Origin of the sequence: Odoribacter sp. N54.MGS-14 (genome assembly GCF_000980295.1) — a bacterium.
Taxonomy (GTDB): Bacteria; Bacteroidota; Bacteroidia; order Bacteroidales; family Marinifilaceae; genus Odoribacter; species Odoribacter splanchnicus.
In genome coordinates, this window is sequence record NZ_LARL01000155.1 from 1 (window position 1) to 1,230 (window position 1,230).

At 53.6% G+C, this 1,230-nt stretch carries 2 tRNA genes and 1 rRNA gene; all 3 read right to left on the reverse strand.

Features of this window, described 5'->3' with window-relative positions:
• Positions 1–2: 2 nt before the first annotated feature.
• Positions 3–77, reverse strand: a tRNA-Glu gene (locus WS42_RS14715).
• Between the two features lie 3 nt (positions 78–80).
• Positions 81–156: transfer RNA gene (locus tag WS42_RS14720), tRNA-Lys, on the reverse strand.
• A 155-nt stretch (positions 157–311) separates the two neighbouring features.
• Positions 312–1,230 (reverse strand): 23S ribosomal RNA (locus WS42_RS14725); the annotation flags it as partial.

Below are 1,230 nucleotides of genomic sequence, written 5' to 3' on the forward strand. Positions count from 1 at the left end.
ACTGGTGACCCGTACGGGAATCGAACCCATGTTTGCGGCGTGAGAGGCCGCCGTCTTAACCGCTTGACCAACGGGCCGTATGGTGCGCCTTCAGGGATTCGAACCCGGGACCCACTGATTAAGAGTCAGTTGCTCTACCAACTGAGCTAAAGGCGCATACTTTCTTTTGAAAAAGAAAGTATGCAAAGAAAACTTCGTCCCTTTTCCATGCTTTCTCTTTCGCAAGAGGGAGGCGCTTACCTGCGCCTTCAAAACCGAACAGTGAAACCTCAAGACCTCGCTCACAAGCGCCTGCATCCTTCCTTGACCTTTAGGTCAAGCCCTCGGCTTATTAGTATCGGTCAGCTGCACACGTTACCGTGCTTCCACCTCCGACCTATCTACGACATAGTCTACGTCGAGCCTTACTCCTTTCGGATGAGAGATCTTATCTTAGGGGGAGTTTCACGCTTAGATGCTTTCAGCGTTTATCTCGTCCAGACGTAGCTACCCAGCTGTGCCCTTGGCAGGACAACTGGTGCACCAGAGGTCTGTCCATCCCGGTCCTCTCGTACTAAGGACAGCTCCCTTCAAATCTCTTACGCCCGCAACAGATAGGGACCGAACTGTCTCACGACGTTCTGAACCCAGCTCGCGTGCCACTTTAATCGGCGAACAGCCGAACCCTTGGGACCGAATTCAGCCCCAGGATGTGACGAGCCGACATCGAGGTGCCAAACCTCCCCGTCGCTGTGGACGCTTGGGGGAGATCAGCCTGTTATCCCCAGGGTAGCTTTTATCCGTTGAGCGACGGCATTTCCACTCACATACCGCCGGATCACTAACTCCAACTTTCGTTACTGCTCCACCCGTCGGTGTCGCAGTTAGGCTCGTTTCTGCGTTTACACTCACTGCACGATTTCCGTCCGTGCTGAACGAACCTTTGAGCGCCTCCGTTACCTTTTTGGAGGCGACCGCCCCAGTCAAACTGCCCACCTAACAGTGTCCCCCGACCGGATTCACGGCCGCAGGTTAGAAAACCAGCAATTGAAGGGTGGTATCCCAAGGGTGACTCCGCACTGGCTGACGCCAATGTTTCCATGTCTCCCACCTATCCTGTACATCAATTACCAATCCTCAGTATTAAGCTACAGTAAAGCTCCATGGGGTCTTTCCGTCTAGTTGCGGGTAACTGGCATCTTCACCAGTACTACAATTTCGCCGGGTGGGTTGTTGAGACAGTGCCCAAAT